16 protein-coding genes are annotated in these 20,454 nt (G+C 59.0%); 9 read left to right on the forward strand and 7 right to left on the reverse strand.

The genetic code is table 11. The features are described from left to right. Positions 1 to 58: 58 nt before the first annotated feature. From AAF739_15850 to AAF739_15875, 6 genes are all read left to right on the forward strand, one after another. Positions 59 to 1,366: an extracellular solute-binding protein gene (locus AAF739_15850; GenBank protein MEM6384146.1), complete on the forward strand. Its 1,308-nt coding sequence runs from the start codon at positions 59 to 61 to the stop codon at positions 1,364 to 1,366. Positions 1,367 to 1,443: 77 nt separating this feature from the next. Continuing rightward, positions 1,444 to 2,382 carry a sugar ABC transporter permease gene (locus AAF739_15855; GenBank protein ID MEM6384147.1) on the forward strand — a complete coding sequence of 313 codons (939 nt, stop codon included), beginning with the start codon at positions 1,444 to 1,446 and terminating at the stop codon, positions 2,380 to 2,382. After that, positions 2,382 to 3,254: a carbohydrate ABC transporter permease gene (locus AAF739_15860; protein ID MEM6384148.1), complete on the forward strand. Its 873-nt coding sequence runs from the start codon at positions 2,382 to 2,384 to the stop codon at positions 3,252 to 3,254. The genes AAF739_15855 and AAF739_15860 overlap by 1 nt, the downstream gene beginning before the upstream one ends. Before the next feature lie 8 nt (positions 3,255 to 3,262). Next, positions 3,263 to 4,444 (forward strand): Tm-1-like ATP-binding domain-containing protein, encoded by a 1,182-nt coding sequence (locus AAF739_15865; protein MEM6384149.1) that lies wholly within the window; start codon positions 3,263 to 3,265, stop codon positions 4,442 to 4,444. Then, a complete protein-coding gene (locus tag AAF739_15870; GenBank protein ID MEM6384150.1) occupies positions 4,425 to 5,099 on the forward strand; it encodes a class II aldolase/adducin family protein in 675 nt (224 codons plus the stop codon). Before AAF739_15865 ends, AAF739_15870 begins: the two co-directional genes overlap by 20 nt. 184 nt (positions 5,100 to 5,283) lie before the next feature. After that, positions 5,284 to 6,474 (forward strand): D-alanyl-D-alanine carboxypeptidase, encoded by a 1,191-nt coding sequence (locus AAF739_15875; GenBank protein MEM6384151.1) that lies wholly within the window; start codon positions 5,284 to 5,286, stop codon positions 6,472 to 6,474. A 57-nt stretch (positions 6,475 to 6,531) separates the two neighbouring features. Here AAF739_15875 and AAF739_15880 read toward each other — a convergent pair whose 3' ends face one another. The 3 genes from AAF739_15880 to AAF739_15890 are packed head-to-tail and all read right to left on the reverse strand — an operon-like array spanning position 6,532 to position 10,477. Next, positions 6,532 to 7,950 (reverse strand): bifunctional enoyl-CoA hydratase/phosphate acetyltransferase, encoded by a 1,419-nt coding sequence (locus AAF739_15880; GenBank protein ID MEM6384152.1) that lies wholly within the window; start codon positions 7,948 to 7,950, stop codon positions 6,532 to 6,534. Then, positions 7,943 to 8,731, reverse strand: a complete 789-nt coding sequence (gene fabI / locus AAF739_15885; protein MEM6384153.1) for an enoyl-ACP reductase FabI — start codon at positions 8,729 to 8,731, stop codon at positions 7,943 to 7,945. Before fabI ends, AAF739_15880 begins: the two co-directional genes overlap by 8 nt. 3 nt (positions 8,732 to 8,734) lie before the next feature. After that, positions 8,735 to 10,477, reverse strand: a complete 1,743-nt coding sequence (locus AAF739_15890) for an alpha/beta fold hydrolase (protein ID MEM6384154.1) — start codon at positions 10,475 to 10,477, stop codon at positions 8,735 to 8,737. A 472-nt stretch (positions 10,478 to 10,949) separates the two neighbouring features. Between AAF739_15890 and AAF739_15895 the strand changes: the two genes are divergently transcribed. Next, positions 10,950 to 11,738 (forward strand): cobalamin B12-binding domain-containing protein, encoded by a 789-nt coding sequence (locus AAF739_15895; GenBank protein MEM6384155.1) that lies wholly within the window; start codon positions 10,950 to 10,952, stop codon positions 11,736 to 11,738. A 19-nt stretch (positions 11,739 to 11,757) separates the two neighbouring features. Here AAF739_15895 and hemN read toward each other — a convergent pair whose 3' ends face one another. The 4 genes from hemN to AAF739_15915 form a co-directional block, all read right to left on the reverse strand. Continuing rightward, on the reverse strand, positions 11,758 to 13,107 hold the full coding sequence (gene hemN / locus AAF739_15900) for an oxygen-independent coproporphyrinogen III oxidase (GenBank protein MEM6384156.1): 1,350 nt from the start codon (positions 13,105 to 13,107) through the stop codon (positions 11,758 to 11,760). After that, positions 13,104 to 13,742, reverse strand: a complete 639-nt coding sequence (gene bchJ / locus AAF739_15905) for a bacteriochlorophyll 4-vinyl reductase (GenBank protein MEM6384157.1) — start codon at positions 13,740 to 13,742, stop codon at positions 13,104 to 13,106. The genes hemN and bchJ overlap by 4 nt, the downstream gene beginning before the upstream one ends. Further along, positions 13,723 to 15,438, reverse strand: a complete 1,716-nt coding sequence (gene bchE, locus AAF739_15910) for a magnesium-protoporphyrin IX monomethyl ester anaerobic oxidative cyclase (protein MEM6384158.1) — start codon at positions 15,436 to 15,438, stop codon at positions 13,723 to 13,725. The genes bchJ and bchE overlap by 20 nt, the downstream gene beginning before the upstream one ends. 202 nt (positions 15,439 to 15,640) lie before the next feature. Beyond that, entirely contained in the window at positions 15,641 to 16,429 is a 789-nt protein-coding gene (locus AAF739_15915) for a cobalamin-binding protein (protein MEM6384159.1), read from the reverse strand. 359 nt (positions 16,430 to 16,788) lie between these two features. Between AAF739_15915 and AAF739_15920 the strand changes: the two genes are divergently transcribed. Both AAF739_15920 and AAF739_15925 read left to right on the forward strand, forming a co-directional pair. Then, positions 16,789 to 18,534 (forward strand): NirA family protein, encoded by a 1,746-nt coding sequence (locus AAF739_15920; protein MEM6384160.1) that lies wholly within the window; start codon positions 16,789 to 16,791, stop codon positions 18,532 to 18,534. 17 nt (positions 18,535 to 18,551) lie between these two features. Next, on the forward strand, positions 18,552 to 20,315 hold the full coding sequence (locus AAF739_15925; GenBank protein MEM6384161.1) for a flavodoxin domain-containing protein: 1,764 nt from the start codon (positions 18,552 to 18,554) through the stop codon (positions 20,313 to 20,315). The last annotated feature ends 139 nt before the right edge of the window (positions 20,316 to 20,454 follow it).

Here is a 20,454-nt window from a genome sequence, read left to right on the forward strand (position 1 = left end):
GGGCCTTGCCGCCCACAAATCATCCTGGGAGGGATTTATGAAGGCACTGAAAGTAACGATGACGGCGGCATTTATGTCGACCGCACTTGCTGGCGCGGTAGCGCTCGCCAACCCGTATGAGCCGTATGAGGGCGATACGCTGGTGGTCAACTTCCCCGCGCACCCGCACTATGACGCTGTGCTCAACGTCTTGCCACTGTTCACCGAAGAGACCGGCATCGAAGTTGAGGTCGATCAGCTGCAATATCTGCGCATGCGCGAGCGGCAAACGCTGGAGCTGACGCAGGACGAGGGCGATTACGATCTCATCGCTTATGTCGTGTTCTCCAAAGCCGATTATGTGTTCGCCGATCAGCTGCACAATCTGGCGCGTTTCTTCATGGACCCGGCTCTCGCCGACCCAAGCTACAATGCCGACGATTTGATCGATGGCTACGTCCAGAACATCGGCGTTGCTGGCGGAACAAAGGGCTATTTGCCGGGGCCGACTGGTTCACTGTTCGGTATTCCTTTCGGCTCGGAAACCTCCGTCCTCGGCTACCGGACTGATATCTTTGAAAAGCACGGTCTCGAGGTTCCCGAGACCTACGATGAGCTTCTTGAGCTGGCTTGCCTGATTCCAGAGCTTGAGCCCGGTATGGGCGGACTTGCCTCTCGCGCAGCATCTGGGCACCAGGCCAGCCACGCATACCTGCTTCACCTCAACCCGCTCGGCGGCGGCGTTTTCGACGATAACTGGCAGCCGATCGTGAACAACGAGCAAGGCATCGAAGCTGCTGAAGCTCTCAAGACAATCGTCGACTGCGGCATCGAAGGATCGACCACATTTGGTCCGTCCGAGGCGGCTGCGGCGTTCGCCCAGGGGCAGTACGCCATGTTCCTCGACTCGATCGCCTTCGCGTCAACGTTCGAGGATCCGTCCCGTTCGACGGTTGCCGGCAATGTCGGTTGGGCGATGCACCCGATGGGCGTCGAGCGCGCTTCGCAGACCGGCGGGTTCGGCCTCGCCATTCCGCGCAACGCCAACAACCCCGAAGCAGCATTCCTGCTGATGCAGTGGCTCACCAGCCCGCGCATCGACCGCTTGATCGCTTTGGAAGGCGGAAACCCGTCAAGGTTCTCGACCTACCAGGACCCTGAGCTTAACGAGCGGTTCCCCTACTCGGCAACGTTCGGTGAGGCACTGCAGTTCGCTGATCCCGACTGGCGCCCGATCATCCCGACATGGGGTGAGATCAACGCCGACCTCGGCACGACATTGTCGCAGATCCTGACCGAGGACCTCGACATTCAGGAAGGCCTTGATGGTGTTGCCGAACGTGCGCGCGCCATCATGGAAGAGGCCGGGTACTACACCTGGAACTGACGTGACATGAGCGGCGGGCCTGTGATCCTCGGGCCCGCCACCTCTTCGCTTCACACACGAGCATCCGCGACAGCATCATGAACATCCAGGCGGCAAATCGGCTGACCCCCTACATGTTCCTCGCCCCGGCAGCGGCGGTGATGGTCATCGCGCTTTTGTACCCGATCGGGTACATGGTCTACGCCAGCTTCCTCGATTGGAATCCGTCGCAACGGATTGGCGAAGCCGACTTCATCGGCCTTCGAAATTACATCAATCTGTGGAACTCAGACAGTTTCTGGGAAAGCTTCTGGGTCACGATCCGCTTCGCAGCGCTGGTCGTTTCCATAGAAATGGTCATCGGGGTCGGGCTCGCTCTGTTGCTGGACCGGAAGCTGCGCGGAATGTCCGTCCTGCGCACAATCTTCATTCTGCCCATGATGATCGCGCCGATCGTTGTCGGCCTGATGTGGCGGTACATGTACCACCCGCAGGTGGGTGTGTTTAATCGCTGGTTGTCCGATCTTGGGCTGCCGACCATCCCCTTCCTGTCGGATTCCACCTGGGCATTCACCTCCGTTGTCATCGCGGACATCTGGCAGTGGACGCCCTTCATCTTCATCCTCGCGCTGGCGGCACTGCAATCGCTGCCATCATCGGCGTTGGAGGCGGCCCGGGTTGATGGTGCCACCGGCTGGCAGCAGATCATTCATATCAAACTGCCGCTGATGATGCCGGTGCTGATCGTCACCTGTCTGCTGCGCCTGATTGATGCATTTAAGGTGCTGGAGGTGATCCTGGTGATGACCAATGGCGGACCGGGGCTATCGACGGAAATTCTGGCCCTTCGAATATCGCGAACGGCGTCCGAGTTCAGGCAGCTCGGTGAAGCGGCGGCGATGTCGAACTACCTGCTGATGCTCCTGATGATCATCACGGCCATCATGTTCATCTACACCAAGCTCAATGACGCCCGCGTCGCGCGGATCAAGGCTGCCGGAGCCAAGGCGGCACAAGCCGAAGAGGAGGCGGTCTGATGGCGGTGCGCGACGACGACAAGGCCCATCCCGGCTTCTATGTTCTTCTGATTTGCCTGGTCTTCATGTCGGCGGGCCCGATCGCGTTGATGCTGATGAACTCGTTCAAACTGAACGTCGACATCACGTCACCGACAGCCAGCCTGTTCTTCATGCCAACGCTGCAGAACTATGAGACGGCACTGTGCGAGTTTCTGCCTTACGAACCCGAGCATTTGCGGCGGTGCGACCCGACATTTGGGCGTGCGCTCGTCAACTCGCTGATCATTTCGCTGGTTTCAACCGGCTTGACGCTCATCCTCGGCTGCATGGCCGCCTATGCGATCGTCCGCTTCCGCTTCATGGGGCGGGACAGCGCGAGCCTGACCACCTTGATCATGCGCATGGTACCGCCTGCGGTTCTGCTTGTCCCTGTGTTCGGCATCTGGAACGAGCAGTTCGGCCTTGGCGGAACCCGATCGGGGATCATTCTCGTTTATGTGGCGATGAATTTGCCGTTCGTCATCTGGATCTTGCAAAGCTTCATCGTGCAGGTGCCGATCCAGCTCGAAGAAGCCGCCCGCATCGATGGCGCAGGGCCGTTCCGGGTGTTTTTCCTTGTTGTTCTGCCGTTGATCCAGCCCGGTCTGGCAGCAGCTGCGATTTTCACCTTCCGGGTCGCGTGGAACGAATTCCTGCTCGCCAACGCGCTGTCCGACCGCAACTCCCGGACGGTTCCGGTGACGATTGTGAACTCGATAACGGAGTTCAACATCGACTGGGGGGTCATCATGGCGACGGGTATGCTGCTTGCCATCCCGCCGATCCTCTTCACATTTTTCGCGTCTCGTCAGATCATAACCGGGATGACGGCTGGGGCTGTGAAGGGATAAGCGAACCGATGGGCTGCTCAGTCCTTCTGCTTGCAACGATGGAGACCAAGCACGAGGCGATTGCCTATTTCACCGAGGCAATCGCCCGGCATGACGTGCACTGTCATGTGCTCGATTTGTCGTTGAACGCGCATGGCGAAATCTGGTCGGGGGACCGGAAGCTCGAAGGCATGGCCCAGGTCGCTCGTGACGCGTCGCTCCTGGCTCGAGAAGCCATCGATTCCGGCGCTGCCGCTGCGGTTTCAATCGGCGGGGGAACGGGCGGTGAGATCGCGCTTGAGGTGATGCGCTCCATGCCCTTCGCCTTCCCGAAGATGCTGGTGACGACCTTGCCGTTCGACCCGCGTTATGCGTTAGCGGACAATGCGATTACCGTCGTCCCAACGCTTGCCGACGTATGCGGGCTGAACCAGGCACTTCGGCAGGTGTTGCAGAACGCGGCGGCCATGCTTGCGGGCCTGTGCAACAGCGCCACACGCCTTCCGCATGTATCCGACGAGCCATCGGTGGGGATTACAGCCTTGGGGGCAACGGGCGGCTGCGCCGACGCGTTGGTCGCCGCACTCAACAAGCAGGGCGAAGAAACCACCGTCTTTCATGCCAATGGCTTCGGCGGCGCTGCTTATGCGCGCTTCGCGCGATGCGGCACGTTCCACACGGTTGTGGATATGACCGTTCACGAGCTCACACGCCTGCACATCGCAGGCGCCAATGTTGAGATGCCCGACAGATTTACCGCGGCCCGCGACAGCCAGGTGCCGCAGATCGTGCTGCCCGGTGGGTTGAACTTCATCGGACTGGGCGAGTTGGCGCTCATTCCCGAACACTATCGGGCGCGTCCCCATTACGCACATTCCGGCCTTTTTACGCATGTTGAGGTCACAGAGGACGAGATGGTGCGGGTCACCGCGAAGCTCGCAGAGGCCCTGAACCCTTCAACTGCGCCGGTTACGGTTCTTGTGCCCATGGGCGGTTTTTCGCATCAGGACCGACCGGGCGGCGCTATCGAAGCGCCACACCTGCGCGAATTGTGCTTGCGTGTCCTTCAAGACAGTTTGCGCCGGGGTATCACGCTTAAGACGGTTGATCATCACATCAACGACAAGGGCACGACCGCGGCGATCATGGATGCGCTGCATCCCCATATCACCGCCCGAAACGGAGAACTTCATGTCTCGGCAAGCGCCTGATCCTGCAGAACTGGAAGCCAAGAAGGACGCGCTGATTGCAACCGCGCGGCGCTGCTTCGAACGCGGCCTGCAGACCAACGCTGGAGGCAATCTCTCGGTTCGGCTTGCGTCGACTGATGCGATTGTCATCAAGCCCTCGGGCGTCGGATTTGCCGAATGTTCGCGGGACAATCTGCAAGTTGCGTACCTCGATGGGCACATCGAGCCATCGCCGTTCAAACCCTCCAAAGATCTCGACTTTCATGCCGATCTTTACCGCATTCGGCCCGATATCAACGCGATTGTGCATTGCCATTCGCCTTGGGCGACCGGCTACGCATCAGCGGGCATCGAAATCCCCTGCCTAACGGTTCAAACAATCGAGAAGATCGGGCGGATGCCGTTGATCCCATTGTCGGAAAACGGCGGACCGCAAACCGATGTGGAGATTTCGCCGGTGTTTCGTGATCCGTCCGTGCGAGCGGCTGTGCTTGCCAACCACGGCACGATTGGCGTGGGCAAGACGCTGATGGCCGCGCAATATCTGGCGGAGATCATCGAGGAGACCGCGCACATCGCCTTCGTTCGGGACACATTGTTGGCCGCACATGGCAAAAGCACCGCCGATCTGCCCGTTTACGGCACCGCGGCCGATGCGCGCTCGGCTGCGGAGTAGCTCGGTAAAGCCCCAAATACCGGTGCCGTTACACAGACGGACAATGCAAACGAACACCAGCATCTCGGTAAACCGCATGCACACATTGCCGAACAACGTCCACAAGCAAACGGTCCCTCGCCCCTCGCACATTTGTTCGGTTTCGCTCTAGTTTCACGCTTGCGATTTACTGAGGATCCCAAAAGTGCTTCGGGCTATCTTTCTTGCGCTGATTGTGGGTTTTGCAACCTTGCCAGCTCGGGCCGATGTCGGGGAAACGGTTCGCGATCTGGCGCCAAATGGGCTGGTCCATGTTGTCAGCGAAAGCGGCGCGGTTCTGGTCTCTCATAACAGCAATCAACCCTTCGTACCGGCATCGGTCGCCAAGATCGTAACGGCTTGGCTGGCGATGGAGGTTTTAGGAGGCGACTACCGCTTTGAGACCCGCTTCTATGTTGATGCCAACCGCGTTTTGTACGTCCGCGGCGGTGGTGATCCGTTTCTTGTATCCGAAGAGCTCGCAGTGCTGGGGCGAGGGCTGGTGAATGCGGCGGGCGCGGAGCCTTTCAGCGCCATGGTGCTCGATACGAGCCTGTATCCCGAAAGTCTCTCGATCCCCGGTGTGACGAGCGACAGCGAAGCCTATAACGCTCTGAACTCCGCGCTTGCGGTCAACTTCAACACAATCCACGCGGTCCGAAACGGCGACGAGGTGCGCTCCGCAGAACGTCAGACGCCGATCACGCCAATCGCCATACGCCAGTTCCGTCAGCGGGCAGCTCAGGGGCAGTCGCGCATCAGCCTGGCGCAGCAAGACCCGTCCTTGAGCGCTCTATACGCAGGTGAACTCATTGCAGCATTCATCAGACAAGCAGGCGGCGATGTGCAGGGTGCCATTACGATCGGTCCGGTAAGCGGCGGTTTGGTACCGGTTTACACGCACCGCCAGTCCCGCTCGCTGTCGGACATTGTCCGCAGCATGCTGCTGTATTCAAACAATTACATCGCCAACCAGATCTTTCTGCAGGTGGGAGCGCACACAACTGGCGGGCCCGTGAGCCTTCAGAGCTCGCAGGCTGCGCTGAGCGCACTGCTGAACGCGCGTGGGCTGAGCGGCACGGCCACAATGGTCGAGGGTTCTGGACTAAGCCGACAGAACCGGATCACAGCACAAGGACTTGCGGGTCTGCTCGTTTCGTTTGCGCCCTATGCGGGGCTCATGGAGACCTCCGGCGGGGGCTCGCGCTACAAGACTGGCACGCTCGACGATGTCAGCACGCTGGCGGGGTATGCCCAGACCCGCACACACGGGATGGTGCGGTTCGTCATCGCGCTTCCCGGTGGCACTGGACGGTTGAGGTTTCGCATCCTCGAAGCGATCGAAGGACAGTTATGATACGGTACGTCAGAGCCTGCGCTCGGGCGCCTTTTGGCGATGGGTTTGCGGGCGCGGCTACATGGCATCCGGCTGGTGTTTTGCCCCGCTGAGAAGCGCGGCAATTGCCGCCGACGCAATGCGGGTTTGGCTATCATCAGAGCGGCTCGTCAGAATGATCGGCACCTGCGCGCCCAAAACGATGCCTGCCGCTTCCGCGCCTGCCAAGTGCATCAGCTCCTTGGCCAGCATATTCCCAGCCTCGACGTTCGGGACGACCAAAATGTCAGCTTGCCCGGCGACGGGTGACGCTATGCCTTTACTGGCCACCGCCTTCATGGACACAGCATTATCCAAAGCCAGTGGCCCATCGAGAACACCGCCTGTAATTTGACCACGATCGGCCATCTTGCACAGCGCTGCGGCCTCAACCGTCGACGGCATGCGGGTTGTGACCGTCTCCACAGCTGACAGTAGCGCAACTTTCGGCGCTTCGATCCCGAGCGCGATGCCCAGATCGATAGCGTTCTGGACGATATCGACCTTTGTTTTGAGATCGGGGGAAATGTTGATCGCCGCGTCGGTAATGATCAGCGGTTTGGCGTAAGCCGGCACGTCCATCACATAGACATGGCTCATGCGGCGGCCCGAACGCAGGCCGGTTGCAGGATCGACCACCGCCTCCATGATTTCGTCGGTGTGGAGCGCACCCTTCATGAGGGCGTGCGCTTTCCCCTCACGCACGATGCTGACGCCGATCTTTGCCGAGGCATGGCTGTGCGGCGTATCGATCAACGCCAAGCCGTCAAGCGAGACGTCGAGTTCTTCGGCGACGCTTGCAATACGAGCGCGCGGGCCAATGAGAATGGGGTCGATCAAATTCAAGTCGCGCGCTTCCAAAGCACCTTCGAGCGCTGTGGCGTCACAGGGGTGAACGATCGCCGTGGGTAGAGGCGGAATACTCTTTGCCTTGGATAGCAGGTCTTCAAGCACCGCCCCATGGCGGCGCAGCAGGAGCTCCGGCATGACAACACGCGGGCGACGGATCTTCTTGGCAGGCGCAAGCACGGTGGCCTGGCCGGTAATCACAGTTTTGCCCGCGTCGTTCACGCACGTGCAATCGAGCACAACACGCTGCTTTTCGCTGTTCTTTTCGGCAACCGTGACCCGGACCGTCACGGTATCGCCAATACCGACAGGCTTGAGGAACTTGAGCGTCTGATCCAGATAGATCGTTCCAGGCCCGGGCAGTTGCATGCCAAGGACATTTGAGATCAGCGCTCCGCCCCACATGCCATGTGCGATCACCTTGTGAAAGATGCTCTCCTCGGCGAATTCGGGGTCAACATGGGCGGGATTGATATCGCCCGACACAGTTGCAAAGGCGTCGATGTCTTTGGCGGTCAGCGTGCGAACCAGCTCCGCACTGTCACCGATCTCTATTTCATCGATCGTGCGGTTCTCGATGTAACCGATTGAGGTGTCATGCTCAGACAATGTGATGGCCCCCGTCGATGTAAGCGGTGTTCCCGCTCACGGAGCGGGCAAAGTCGGCGACAAGGCAGCTGGCCATGGCACCGACCTCTTCAACGGTTGTGATCCTGTGAAGCGGTGCCCGGGCCTTGGCGTCTTCGATGAGTTCGTCAAAATGATCGATCCCCGAAGCGGCACGGGTCGCGAGCGGCCCGGGGGAGATCGAGTTGACGCGGATGTTCCGGTCGCCAAGCTCAACGGACAGATAGCGGACGGTCGATTCCAACGCCGCCTTCACCGGCCCCATGATATTGTAATGGTCGACGACCTTTTCCGCGCCATGATAGCTCATGGTCAGAATTGTGCCGCCGTCGGTCATGAGCGGTTCCGCCGCTTTGGCCAGCCGAATGAGAGAATGCACCGAGATATCCATGGCCAGCGCAAAGCCCTCTTTCGAGCAATCCGTCACGCGCCCGTGCAAATCGTCTTTGGGACAGAAAGCAATCGAATGCAGCAGGAAGTCGAGCCGGCCCCACTGCTCTCCAATCGCCCTGAATACATTATCCATCTGCTCGGGTTGGGTTACATCCAGCGGTAGAAACAAAGGCGCCTCAATGTCGGCGGCAACCGGCTCGACAAAACGCCTCGCTTTTTCGTTTTGATAGGTCAGCGCGACTTCTGCACCGCCAGCATGGAAAGCCCGGGCACAGCCCGCGGCGATGGAGTGTTCATTGGCCACCCCGACCACGAGGCCCCTCTTTCCTTCTAGAAAATTCGATACCAGTCCCGCTGAAAGCTGTCCCATCAGTCACTCCATCAAAACATAGGTTCCAGGCGCGTCGCACAGACCCTTTGGCAGATCGGGCGGCGCTGTTTTACCGGTTGAGTTTTTGGCAAGCCATGTTGTCCAAGCCGGCCACCAACTCCCTTCGGACGCCGCGGCTCTGATGAGCCAATCCTCGCTGGACAGTCCGCGATCCTTCTCGCGGACGGTGTGCATTCGGTAGTGTCGGCGGCGGTGGCCCGGTTCGGAAATAACCCCGGCATTGTGCCCGCCATTGGTCAACACGAAGGTGATATCTGAGTGGGCCAGGTTGTGAATTTTAAAGACCGAAGTCCACGGGGCGATGTGATCGGTTTCCGTCCCCACCCCGAAAATCGGTACCCGAATATCGCGCAGCGAAACGGCGTGGCCATCCACCTTGTACCGACCGGCAGCCAGATCGTTGTTGAGAAACAGCTGACGCAAATACTGGGCGTGCATTTTTGCCGGCATCCGCGTGCCGTCGGCGTTCCACTGCATCAAATCGTTCATGGGGCGCGGGTCCTCGCCCAAAAGATACGCGCGGATCAGCTTCGACCAGATCAGATCGTTGGAACGAAGAAACTGAAACGCTCCCATCATCTGTTGGGAATCGAGGTAGCCTTGTGCCGCCATTTTGTCTTCGAGGAAGGAAACCTGGCTTTCGTTGATAAAGAGCATCAACTCGCCGGCCTCGCTGAAGTCCGTCTGGGCCGCGAGCAGCGTCATGCTGGCCAGCCGGTCATCTCCATCGCGCGCCATCTTTGCGGCGGCGATTGCCAGCAACGTCCCGCCCAGGCAGTAGCCGACGGTATGGACTTTTGAGACACCCAATGCCTGCTCGATATAGTCGAGGGCCGCTATCGGGCCGGAGGACAGGTATTCGGCCATCCCAAGATCAGCGTCTGCGGCGCCTGGGTTGCGCCATGAGATCATAAAGACCGTGAAGCCTTGCTTCGTCAGAAACTGCACCAGCGAGTTCTCGGCGCTGAGATCAAGAATGTAATATTTCATGATCCAGGCTGGCGTGATCAGGACCGGCTGCGCGTGGACGCTTTTGGAGGCAGCCTCATACTGGATCAGCTCGATGAGGTGATTGCGGTAGACGACTTTACCGGGTGTCGCCGCGATGTCTTGGCCCAGTTTCTTGGGTGGCGCGGCCCCCCGCTCCTGCGCCGGCTCTCGGACATCCTTGGCGAAGGCCTCGACGCCCCGCAAAAGGTTCATCCCGTATTCGTCGACCGTTCGCTCAATGACTTCGGGGCTGCTGGCAAGAAAGTTGGACGGCGAAAACGCATCCATGATTTGTCGCGCAAGAAATGTCATCGCCCGATCATGGTCAGCGCTCAATCCTGGAACATCGGACGTCGCATGATCGGCGAAATCTTCGGCAAGGAGAAAAGCTTGAGACAGCGCCGCATAGGCCGGTTGTTGCCAGCCGGGGTGATTGAAGCGCCGATCACCCCGTTGCGGTTGAATGGCTTGTTGGTCGGTTGCCGCTGGGCAGCCCTTCGCGACAAAGGACCACCAAGACGACCAGTTGCGCATACCTTTCTCGAACAGTGACACCTGCTTGTCCGGAGAGCACGCAAGATGCATCGCCCAGTCTGCTATCATGGATACCGTCGATATCGGCGACGTTCCTGCGGTTGACGATGCCCACATCTGGCGCAGAGGGCGGTCATTACGTTGCGCTTGGGGGGAGAGCATTTGTTTGGAGACGCTGCTGTGATCGACACGAACATTCATCGGGAAGCCTTTCGAATTGGCATGCGATGATCAGACGAGGTGATTGGAGCCGGCGAACGCGGCCCGAAGATGTGAATTCGGCGCAGACAAATCGTTTACGTCAGGAACACTGACGCGATCTTGGGAAGTCGTTTCGCAATGCAAAATCCGCATTTTCACGTGAATTGAGGGGTTTAGCTGTCCATATTTGCGCCGTCATCTGCACAGTTTTGCATCGCAGCAAGACAAAGTGATGACGATTCGAGCACTCATCGTTGGACGTCCAATAATTGAACACCGGCCATGTCATGGAACACCTATCCGTAATTTAGCTTACGCAAGAACCCGGTCTCATACCGGTTTCGCTTGAAGCGTTTGACGAAATGTACGTATATTAGTGTCCACTAATCATGACGGTTCGAACGCGTTCGTCGGCCTTGCCATGTAACGGGCCGGGGGGTGTTCACACAGGCTTTGCGGGAGCTAGGGAGGCATGGCTGAGCGATATCGCTCGCCTTACACAATCATGTCCGATCCAATTGAGGGTTTAGCAAGAGCTGCGCTTGAACGTGTCGCCGCCGTCCGGGCGGTCGGAGGGCCGTGGCTTGTGCAGTCGGACGCGGAGACGCAGCTTTCGATCTTCTGCGAGCGCCTTGTGGACGGTGATCTCATTGCAGCCGAAGCGACCGTGCGGGAGCTGAGTTCACGCTATGAGAGTTTCGAGGCACTCGCCGAGGAGCTGATTGCCGAGGCGTCGCGCCGCTTAGGCCGAATGTGGGATCATGACGAAATCTCGTTTACCGAGGTATCAATCGGTGTCTCTACCCTCTTTCATCTTGCCACCCGCATGAGCGTTCACAGCGCTTTGGCGTCATTTGGTGCGCAAGGGAACGCACTGTTTGTCACCCTGGATGGACAGGCACATACGCTTGGTATCGTTCTGGCTGCTGAGGCGTTCAGGCAGCACGGTTGGTCGGTTGAGCTTCGCCTTGGTGAAGACATCGACCGCGCACTTCATGTAGTCGCGACCAAGAAGGTGCTGATCGTTGGCTTGACATGCAGTCAAGCAGACCAGCGGAACGATGTTGCCCGTTTCGTGGCCGAGGCCCGGTCTATCCAGCCCGGTGCAAACATCCTACTGGGCGGGACACTTGTTTCCGCGGAGCCCGAGCGCGCCGAGGCTCTGGGCGCAGATCGGCTGGTGTCCTCGCTTGCAGGTGCCCTGAACGAAGCGGAACGCGTTCGAACCGCCCAACCGATCTTGCCACATGGACCCAATTGAGCGTCACCGTGCAGCGAAGCTAAACGGCAACCGCATGTCTTGTTTGGTTGTGCGTCAGATAGCTGTCGAAAGCTGATGCGATCACTCTGATGTACTGCTCGCCGCGCTGCGTGACGCGCATGCGCCCGGCATCCATCGTGATCAAACCGTCATCGTCAAACTCGGCCAAGCTCGGCAAAGCATCGAAATACCAGTGCTTGGGGGCACCATGCCGCTGCGCGGCTAGGTCGAGATCGACATGGTGCTGGCACATGAGCTGCTCGATAACCTCAGCCCGCAAACGGTCGTCATTCTTGAACGCATATCCCCGACCGACCGGCAAGCGGCCCGCTTCCACGCTGCGCGACCACGCGCCAGTCTCAGCGATGTTCTGGCAAAAGCCGCCAGCGGTCTTACCGATAGATGTCGCGCCAAGGCCCAATAGGCTATCGGCACGATCGGTTGTGTAACCCTGGAAATTGCGTCGCAAGCTGCCCTTGGCCGCAGCACGTACCATCTCGTCACCCGGCCGAGCGAAGTGATCGAGACCGATGGCGACATAGCCAGCATCGACCAGGGCCCGAGCCGCCTCCTGAGCTTGCTCAAGGCGTTCCGATGCTCCCGGCAGCGCCGTTTCATCAATCAGCCTTTGTTTTTTGGCCGCCCATGGCACGTGTGCGTAGCCGAAAAGCGCGATCCGGTCGGGTCGCATCTCAACGGAAAGACGGACGGTTTCGAGCAGTTTTTCGGTCGTCTGAAACGGTAGCCCATAAATCAGATCGAAGTTTATGGCGTCGACGCCGACGGCTCTCAGCCCATCGACCGAGCGTGCAACCATGTCGGGCGGTTGAACGCGGTTGATCGCGAGCTGCACCTGCGGGTCAAACTCCTGTACCCCGAAACTGGCCCGGGTGAAGCCAAGCCGCCCGATCATGTCGGCCATTTCCCTGGTCAGGGTACGCGGGTCGCTTTCGATAGCCAGTTCCGCATCCGTAACAAGGTCGAAGTGATCGCGCACTGTTTGCATGGTTCGCATTAGGTCGCCTGGCGCCATCGCCGTCGGCGTGCCGCCGCCCCAGTGGATGTGCGAAACCCGCATCCGTCCGGGCAAGTGTTGTGCGAGAAGAACGATCTCGCGCCGGAGCATGGCTGCGTACTGCGCGATGGGTTCATCGCGCTTGGCAAGCTTCATGTTGCACCCGCAGTACCAGCAGAGCTCGCGACAGAAGGGCACGTGAAGATACAGCGAGACCGGCTCATCCCGATCAAGCGAGGCGAGCCAGTGCGTGTAGTCGGCAGCATCGACAGTGTCGTTGAAGTGGGGGGCTGTGGGGTAGCTGGTATAGCGAGGGACCGCGCGACCGGCATATTTTTCGGCAAGTCTACTCATGCGCTAGCGCTTCCCGAGCTCAACCCATGCCGGAGTTCGAAAACGCAGGATTTGGCACCTGCACAGCAGCAGGAGGTGTGCGCAAATCCTATGTCAGAGTTTACCAAGCACTGGAACAGTCGGTCAAAGACAGCCACATGCCAGACGCAACCCGGCATCGCCAAAGGATTGTTTTCAATGGAAATCCGGGAAGTTGGCGGACCTTGGATGGTGCAGGTACCAGAGCCCGCAAACGTCCACGCATTGCGTTGAATGGCTTTGAGGAGCAGCCACGTCGCCAAACGCTCCGGGCTGCCCGCCAATATGGCCTTAGCGAAACGCGGGATCCGGTTTTCAAGCAGGTAGTCTGCTGTCCGTCGCCCGGCGTCATAGGCAATGAGATGCGCTTGCTCGGCAGGAAGCTCGGACCGGACCGTGCGCATCAAGGCCAGCGCCGAGCCTTGGTCGATCATTCCTTCGGGAGGCGCAAGAAGCGGGTTGGTGACATGTGCATGCTTGAGCATCCGCCGCAGGCACCGAGGCCCTAAGCTTTCGTTGACCGCGTGCGCGACCTGAATGATGGCATTCGGTCCAACGAAACCGCCTTGGATGGCAGACGATAGCTGCACGGCGCCGCTACTCGGCTGGTTCGACATAGTCTTCCGGCAACTGTTGGTCGCTGCCGCCACAGGCTCTCACGCTGGTATCGATCAAGGTCTTGCGGCCCGATCCACTGCTTGAAGCTGTCGCACCTGTCTTGACGCGGCGAGCAGCGGACCGCTCCTGCATCTGTTTCTTGACTGCCTCGCGGCGCTCGGCTGCCTGGGCGGCGCGGTCGGCGGCCGCTTCCCAATCGTCAAGTTGCGCTTCGGCGATCTGGCGTGTCTCATCAAAGTGGAAGTCGACCGTTTTCTTGGTCTGTGGCCCCCAGTAGCCGGCCTTGCCGAGGTCATAAAACGTGCGCTGGAAGCCAGCACGCAGGAACGCCCAAAGGCAGCCCAACAGGTAGCGCCGACGGAAGCCGGTGCCACGCCAGGGATAATGAAACAGCGCCTTCTGCATGTAAAAGCGCCGGTAATTGTTCATCACCCGATCGAGCAGTTCGCCGCGATCCATCGCCTTCGGCTTCATGATCGGGGTGACGAAATTGTACTTGGAGAAATCGAAGACCTGCACCTGGTCTTTCAGTTCCTGGTAGAGCGGTGTGAACGGCCAGGGCGTGTACATCGACCAGTTCGCCAGATCAGGCTGCCAGTCCCACGCCATCCGATAGGTTTCTTCCAGCGTTTCAGCTGTCTCGTTGTCGAGGCCGACAATAAACTGCGCTTCGACGAAGATATCCGCTTCGCGCAGCAAGCGAATGGCCGTCTTGTTTTCCTCGACCTTGGTTTCCTTGTTGAACTGATCGAGCTTCATCTGCGCCGCAGCCTCTGTCCCGAGGCTGACGTGCACCAACCCGGCCTCGCGATAGAATTTCAGCAGATCACGATCCCGGTAGACATCGGTAACCCGGGTGTTGATGCCCCATTTCACGCGCCGAGGAAGATCGCGGTCGATCAGCTCCTGACAAAACTGGACGAATTTCTTCTTGTTGATGCTCGGTTCTTCGTCCGCGAGGATGAAGAACCCCACACCATGGTTTTCGACGAGATCCTCAATCTCATCGACAACGTCCTTGGGATCGCGCACGCGATAGTCGCGCCAGAATTTCCACTGCGAACAGAACGAGCAGGTAAAAGGGCATCCGCGCGCAAGGTTCGGGATCGCAACGCGGGTGTTGAGCGGGATGTAGATGTACTTCTCCCACTCGATGATCGACCAGTCGGGCTTGATCTTTGACAGATCCTTGACCGTGCTCGCGGCGGGCGTCGACACGATCTCGTCACCATCAACGAAGGCAATCCCGTGGATCTTATGTCTGTCCTGGGGCCACCTGCGATCTCGAATGGCCGTCATCAGTGCGGTGCATATCTCTTCGCCCTCACCGCGAACGACAACGTCGACCCATGGCGCTTCACTGAAGACCTGCTTGAACATGAAGGTCGCATGCACGCCGCCAAGCACCCGCACGGCGTTCGGCGCAACGTCCTGCGCTATTTTCAGTGTGTTCTCCGCCGCATATATGGACGGTGTGATGGCTGTGACACCAACCGCATCGGGCTGCAGCTGGCCAATCTGAACAGCCAACTCTTCGTCCGACACATTGTCGGTCATGGCGTCGATAAAGTGGATGTCGTCGAAGCCGGCCTGGCGCAAATGTCCGGTCAAGTAAGCGACCCATGCGGGCGACCAGGACCCGGCGATCTCGGCGCCGCCCGAGTGATAGTTTGGGTGAACGAAAAGAATCCGCATTGTTACGCCTCAGCAGGTTGTGCAATGCAGTATCCCGACTACTGTCAAATTAAATTGACATAGCGCAATGTAAATTATTTTTGACAATTGTCACCGTTTTCCGGCTGCGAGACGATTGCCCAAATCAACCCCTTCGGCCCACTTGCGAAAACCTTTGTAGCCCGCAGCTTTATCGTTCAAGGACCGGTTTTGCGGGCTGGTTTCAGTCTTCAGCGACTTGGATTGCGCGCCGAATGGCATCCAGACCGTCGGTGAGAGCGGCGGGACCAGGCTGGAGGATGAGTGGAGACTTGATCTCGACGATCCGGCCATCGCGCACGGCCGGTAGAGCGTCCCAACGAGGCCTTGAGGCGATCTTCTCGGTCCGCACCTTCTTGCCGCACCAAGACGCGAGGATGATATCGGGGGCGGCCTCGATTACCTGATCGGACGTCACAATCCTGTCGGGCGCAGCTGGTTCGCCCGCAAGGGCCGGAAATGCGTCCGTTCCTCCCGCAACCTCGATGAGTTCGGACACCCATTTAATACCCGAGATCATGGGATCGTCCCATTCCTCGAAGTAGACGGTCGGGCGAGCCTTGCCCGCAGTCTCTTCCGCAATTCTCGCCAGCCGCGTCTCATGCCCGGCGGCGAGCTCTTCAGCAGCTTCCGCCTTGCCCACGGTCGCGCCCAGATGACGGATCATCGCAAGAATGCCCGCGACATCGCGCTGGTTGTAGCCCATGACCGTGATGCCAGCCTTGAGAAGTTCCGCCGCGATGCCTGCCTGCAAATCGGAAAATGTGAGCACGAGATCGGGCTCAAGCTGAACGATCTTGGGAATATCGGCCGAGGTGAAGGCCGATACACGGGGTTTTTCGCGGCGAACGCGAGCAGGCCGCACCGCGTATCCCGACACACCGACGATCAGATCTTCAGCCCCTAACAGATACAAAGTCTCGACCGTTTCCTCGGTCAAGCACACAATACGCTGCGGCGGAAACGTCCTCATCTTGGTACCATCGGGTAGTTAAGCTTACTGGAAACGATGGTAAGCACTCTGCCGAGCCGAGCAAATGCTGACTTCACGGCGTATCGCGACAAAATCGACACATAGCCGGTCTTTACGCACTGCACCCTGATGGGCATGAATACTCCCCACAAGCGGGTTGGCTTGAGCATGCACCACGTCCGGCACGTTGCTTGCAAGGCAGCCGCCGTCCGGCACACCCGAAAGCTTCGCTCCCCACGAAGAGAGGATCAGCTTAAGATCGACATGTCCTGAAGTTCCCACGCGAGCAACGTCCAACAGGCGTTCAGCGTTCTACCCCGCACTCCCCCCAAACTGCGGCACTTGAGACGGATTGGCCTATGCACGGCGCTTATGAAAAGACCAAAGGCTTCACTGACGAGCAAATTTCTTGCTTGATGTCGGCGCTTGCGAAACTTGAGCTCAATACTTCCGCGAGCGCACAGACCTCGGGCGACGCATCACAGGAAACTGTCTACGGCACCCCTATCGAGGATCTATGCAAGGAAGAGCTGAGAAAATACCAGCAACACCCGCTCGATATCTGGGACCGACTGATGCGCTGGACCGAGCGCAACGAGATTGCGACCGGTCTTGATCAGTTCCTTCTGAGGCATTTGGGCTTTTTCAACGTTGAGCCGACAAGCCCCGGTTACATGGTGCGGCTGCGTATCCCGGCCTGCCAGTTGCGGGGCGACCAAATGCAGTCGCTGGCAGAGATCGCCGAGACCTATGGCGGCGGTTATGCGCATGTGACGACACGCGGCAATATTCAAATCAGGGAAATTGAACCGAGAAACGTTCTCAACGTGATGGATGCCCTGACCCGCGCAGGCTTGTCGTGTCAGGGGTCGGGCGCAGACTCGGCGCGCAACATGACGAGCTCTCCGACGGCAGGTTTTGACGCGACCGAGCTTGTCGACCTTTCACCGCACACGATCCGTCTGTCGAATTTGGTTTTGAACACGCGTGAGCTGAGGGCCTTGCCGCGTAAGTTCAACATCTCCTTCGATAATGGCGGCAGGATTTCGGCTGCCAGCGATACCAACGATATTGCCTTTCAGTCGGTCAGACTTGAGGACGGCGCGCCGGTCGACCCAGGTATCTATTGCCGCATCGGACTTGGAGGGATTTCCGGGCACAAAGATCTGACGCGCGAGACCGGCATGATCTGCACCCCTGAGCAGACGGTGATGGCTGGTTTCGCCATGCTTTGGGTTTTCGTTGAACATGCGGACCGAACCAACCGCAAACGGGCTCGGCTCAAATACCTTCTGGATAAGCAGGGTGTTGACTGGTTCATCGACCGAACCCAGGAAAAACTTCAAGACCTCGAAGCGGGATTTCAACTGATCGCCTGCCCAACCGATCATGACGCACCAAGACCGCCCGTGGACCGGCACGGTCATATCGGCTTCCATCCCCAGTCTGAACACGGCACCAGCTACGTTGGGGTTTCGCTCGAAATGGGCCGGCTCATCCCGGACCAGATGCGCACACTGGGCCGGATAGCGATGATGCACGGCCGTAACGATCTTCGCCTGACGGTTTGGCAGAATGTTTTGATACCGCACCTTCCCGACGCCGTTCGGCAGGACGTCACGAAAGACCTGACCGATCACGGAATGGGGGTTTCAGCGACCGCCTTTTCCGCCGGGGCTGTTGCCTGCACGGGCAAGGCGGGTTGCAAGCTTGCGCTTGCCTTTACCAAGGAAAATGGTCTCGATTTGGTGCGCCATCTAGAAGGCCGGTTCACGCTCGATCGGCCGATCAATATCCACCTGACAGGCTGCCCCAACTCCTGCGCGCAGCATTATATCGGCGACATTGGCCTCGTCGGTACCACGATGCCGGATGGTGGCGAGGGCTATTATGTTGTTGTCGGCGGCGGAAGCGACCATGAAAAAGGCGTCGGCAGGGCCCTGTGCGGTCCTGTCCCCCACGCCAAGGTGAATGCGCTCGTTGAAGAGGTCGTCGGGAACTACCTTGATCGCCGCGATGGTAGCGAAAGCTTCCTTGAATTTGTCCGCCCGCTTCCGGACGAAGCGCTCGCCTCCCTCTTCGATCCCGCAACCCTATCCTCCTGACTTCGGACACCCGCCTTATGACCGAACACACGCCACAATTCACGATCGACCCGGCAAAGATGGCCGAGGCGGCAAACGCGCCGGGCATGCCGGAGTTCATACCAGCCGACAGTCCCTTCACCGAGGAACAGCGCACCTACCTCAATGGCCTGTTCGCTGGCATCTACACAATGGCTGCGGCGGCCAAGGCGGGAGCCGCAGACGGCGCGGTGCTGACACCGCTTCTGGTCTATTTTGGATCGCAAACTGGTACGGCAGAATCCTTGTCCAAAGACCTCAAGAAGTTCGCTGCGACGAAAGGGTTCGATGCAAAGATTGGCGAGTTGAATTCAACCAGCCCGGCAGAGCTGGCCGATGCGCGCCACCTGCTGATCGTTGGGGCTACCTACGGAGAGGGAGAACCAGCCGATAACGCGACGGGATTTTACGAAGCTCTCATGGCTGAAGACTGCCCACCATTGCCCGAAACGCTCAACTTCGCAGTCTGTGGGTTGGGGGACAGCAGCTATCCCAAGTTCAACCAGTTCGCGCGCGACCTTGATGCGCGGTTCGAAGCGTTGGGCGCCACTCGCGCGGCGGAGCTCGTGACCTGTGATGTCGATTATGATGATGACTATGCAGGCTGGCGAGACCAGGTGTTTGCATCAGCACCGTTTGTTGAAGCCGCAAGTGTCGGCGCGGCATCGGCAGCCGTAGAACCGGAGGAGAAACGGCCGGACTTCGACAAGCACCACCCGTTTGTTGCCACACTCATCAAAGCTGATTGCCTGAGTAAGGAGGGTTCATCCAAGCGGGTCAATCACGTCGAGATATCGCTGTGCGGCGGCGGGCCTGATCTGGATTACCAGGTTGGCGATGCGCTTGGGGTCTGGCCGATGAACTGCATGGGCGAGGTCGATGCGATCCTTGACGCTGGTGGCTATAGTGGGTCGGAAATTGTCGAACTGAAATCTGGTTCGTCATCCCTGCGGCAGGCGCTCTACTCGTCGCTGGACCTGGCGACCATCACACCAAAGACCGCAGAGGCCTGGCAGATCGAACTATCGGACGATATGCAGATCCTCGATGCTCTTCGCGCGCCTGATCTGAAGCTGAACGCACAAGACTTTGTGGACGGGCTCAGGCCCATTCAACCAAGGCTGTACTCCATCTCGTCGAGCCCCAAAAAACATCCCGGGGAAGTCCATCTCACAGTTGGGGAAGTGCGTTACGATCTCAACGCGGTAGCAAGGAAGGGCGTCGCATCGACCTTTCTTCCCGAAAGGCTTAGTCCCGGCGGCGCGTTTGGCGTCTACGTCCACAAGGCAGCTCATTTTTACCTGCCGGACGACAATGACCTGCCGATCATCATGATCGGCCCGGGCACCGGCATTGCTCCCTTTCGCGCGTTTCTGGAGGAGCGGGAAATGCGCGGGGCGACGGGCGAGAACTGGCTGTTCTTCGGCGATCAGCACGCGGCCACCGACTATCTGTATTCGGAGACTATTGAAGGCTGGAAGGCCGATGGCCTTCTGACCAAACTCAGTCTTGCCTGGTCGCGGGACGGGGCGGAAAAAGTCTATGTCCAGCACCTGATCGAGAAAGAGGGGCAGACTTTCTTTGAATGGCTCGAACGTGGAGCAGCCATCTACATTTGCGGAGACGCATCACGCATGGCGGCGGATGTTGATCGTGCGATCCACCGCGTTGTGGAAACCCATGGTGGTTTCGATGAGGCTGCTGCGAAGGCCTATGTCGACAAGCTGAAGGCAGACCACCGCTACCAGCGCGACGTGTATTAGACCCCATAAGCGGGTCGTTCAGGTCAGGAGACGCTTGGGCCTCGATGATGGATTACCACAAGCGTTCTCAGACAATGGCGCAGAGGGCCGTGCCAGTCTCGACCCGCCTGACCTTGCCAAACCTGACCTCTGGACCGGC

The sequence above is a fragment of the Pseudomonadota bacterium genome (assembly GCA_039024915.1).
In the GTDB taxonomy this organism is placed as follows: Bacteria; Pseudomonadota; Alphaproteobacteria; order Rhizobiales; family MH13; genus MH13.